3 protein-coding genes are annotated in these 2535 nt (G+C 71.0%); 2 read left to right on the top strand and 1 reads right to left on the bottom strand.

Annotation, left to right across the window (positions count from 1 at the left end; all coding sequences use genetic code 11):
* Positions 1-301 precede the first annotated feature (301 nt).
* Positions 302-1507: a flavin-containing monooxygenase gene (locus AOK17_RS46805; RefSeq protein ID WP_055618721.1), complete on the bottom strand. Its 1206-nt coding sequence runs from the start codon at positions 1505-1507 to the stop codon at positions 302-304.
* 209 nt (positions 1508-1716) lie between these two features.
* Between AOK17_RS46805 and AOK17_RS46800 the strand changes: the two genes are divergently transcribed.
* Positions 1717-2166, top strand: coding sequence for a hypothetical protein (locus tag AOK17_RS46800; protein WP_055618720.1), 450 nt, complete (start codon positions 1717-1719; stop codon positions 2164-2166).
* A gap of 31 nt (positions 2167-2197) precedes the next feature.
* The coding region (locus AOK17_RS46795; protein WP_055618719.1) for a Zn-ribbon domain-containing OB-fold protein at positions 2198-2535 on the top strand (338 nt) is incomplete at its 3' end.

The following is a 2535-nucleotide window of genomic DNA, read 5'->3' as shown; positions in this document are numbered from 1 at the left end:
GGGTTTGGCTGCGGGCCGGTGGGGGCGGTCGCGCAGTTCCCCGCGCCCCTAGGGGGTGTGCTTGAGGTGGGTGCGTCGGTGCGGGTTGGTTTGGGCTGAGCGCGCAGTTCCCCGCGCCCCTTAAAAGCCAAAAGACTGCGCCGTTCCCCGCGCCCCTTAAAAGCGAAGAGATTGCGCCGTTCCCCGCGCCCCCTGAAAGCCAAAAGACTGCGCTGTTCCCCGCGCCCCCTGAAAGCCAAAGGACTGCGCCGTTCCCCGCGCGCCTTGAACCTGAAGGTCGCCCCCCTTCAAGGGGTGCGGGTCAGTGTGTGATGCGGGACGGGAGCCTTCGGTCGGTGTCTCGGGCGATTGCTTTGGCGATCTTTTCGGCGTCCAGGGAGAGTTCGCGGAACATGCCGCTGATGGGGTTGGTGAAGCCGGTGAAGTAGAGGCCGGGGGCGTTCTTGGGGGTGCGGGGGCCGTGTACGACCGGGCGGCCCCGGGTGTCCAGGACGTCGAGGTGGCCGACCACGCCCTCCAGGGAGCGTCGGTAGCCGGTCGCGGCGATCACGGCGTCCGGGGCGATGCGGTCGCCGCCCGCGAGGACGACCTTGCCGTCCTCGAAGCCGTCGACCGCGGGCACGACCTCGACGCGGCCCTTGCGGACGGCGTCGATCAGGCCGACGTCCTGTACGGGGATGGCCCCCTCGTTCACCCGGGAGTACAGCCCGGTGTCGGGTCGCGGCAGCCCCTGCGCCGACAGGTCCGGCACGCTGACCTTGGCCAGCGGCCCGGCCATCCGGTCCACCAGGCCGACCGGCAGCCGCCGGCAGAGGATGCCGGTGAACTGGGCCGCCCAGCCGGCCGTCGACCGGCGCACGATGTGCGGCGCGGTCCGCACCGAGAGCCGTACGCGCGAGGCGCCGCCCTCGACGAGGTCGACGGCGATCTCGGCACCGGTGTTGCCGACCCCGACGACGAGGACGTCACGTCCGGCGTACGGGCCGGGGTTGCGGTACTCGCCCGCGTGCAGGAGTTCGCCCTTGAACGCGTCCCGGCCGGGCCAGTCCGGCACGTGCGGTGTGTGGTTGTAGCCGGTGGCGACGACGACCGCGCTGCCGGTCAGCTCGCGCCCGCCGGTGGCGTGCAGCAGCCAGCCGCTGCCGTCGGCGGAGGGCTCCACGCGGGAGACCTCGACACCCGTGACGATCTCCAGCTGGTGGTACTCGGCGTACTTCTCCAGGTACCGCACCACGTTGTCGCGCGACACCCACCGCCCGAACGAACGCGGCATCGGCAGCCCCGGCAGCCCGGACAGCCGTCGCGTGGTGTGCAGATGGAGCCGGTCGTAGTGCTGTCGCCAGGACGCCCCGACGCGCTCGGACTTTTCGAGCACGACGGCGCGTACGCCCTGCGCGCGCAGCGCGTGCGCCGCCGCGAGACCGCCCGGGCCGCCGCCGATGACGTACACGGGGCGGTCGGCGGGGGGCTGTGCCGCGGGGTCCGCGGGCGCTGTGGAGTCGGCCATGTGCCAGAGCGTATTCATCTAGTCACTTGATGGGTCTCGGTCAAGCCCGGAATTGGTTGCGGATTGATCACGGCTGTAGGAGGAGTGCGTGGGGCTCGTGGCGTAGGGCGTCTGGTTGTGGGGGCTTGGTGAGACGCGGCTCTTGCGCGTACGCCGTCCGTACGCTGAACTGACGTACCGTCAGATCCCGTTCGGCGGCAGGGGAGTTCATGGACACGATCTGGCTCACCGGGGCGGAATGGGTCGCCGTGCTCCGTATCGGCCTCGGGCTGTGGTGGCTGGAGAGCTGGCGGCACAAGGACAAAAAGGGCTGGTTCGAGCGCGGGACCGGGATCGCGTGGGCGTCGGATGTCGCGGCCAAGCACCGGTGGAACGCGGTGCGCAGCGGCTTCGACGTGGTGGTCGCGCCACGGCCGCGCACGATGGCGTACGTCGTCGTGTACGCGGAGCTCGCCCTCGGGCTCGGTCTGGTCGTGGGTTTCCTGACCCCGATCGCCCTTGTCGGCGGGCTGCTCCTCAACCTCCTCTACCTCGTGCTGATGATCCACGACTGGGCCGAGCAGGGGCAGAACGCGATGATGGCGCTGATCTCCCTGGTCGCCCTCTTCGCGATGTCGTGGCAGACGTGGTCGCTGGACAGCGCGGTGGGCTTCTTCTGATGGCCGGGCCTCTTCGGGTGGGGGTGCTGTGGTGACCGGAGCGCGGTTCGATCTGCCTGAGGTCGACGCCTTTACGCGGCCGTACTGGGACGCCGCCGCCGAGGGGCGGCTGCTGCTGCGCCGGTGCGGGGCGTGCGGGCGCGCCCACCACTACCCCCGCGAGTTCTGCCCGCGCTGCTGGAGCGAGGACGTCACCTGGGAACCGGCGAGCGGCCGGGCCACGCTCTACACCTGGTCCGTCGTCCACCGCAACGACTTGCCGCCCTTCGGCTCCCGCACGCCGTACGTCGCCGCCGTCGTCGATCTCGCGGAGGGGCCGCGGATGATGACCGAGGTGGTGGGGTGCGGGGCGGAGTCACTGCGGGTGGG

It is taken from the genome of Streptomyces phaeochromogenes (assembly GCF_001418655.1).
In the GTDB taxonomy this organism is placed as follows: Bacteria; Actinomycetota; Actinomycetes; order Streptomycetales; family Streptomycetaceae; genus Streptomyces; species Streptomyces phaeochromogenes.
Note: the sequence above shows the minus strand (reverse complement) of the source record. Positions and strands in the feature narration are given on the sequence as shown.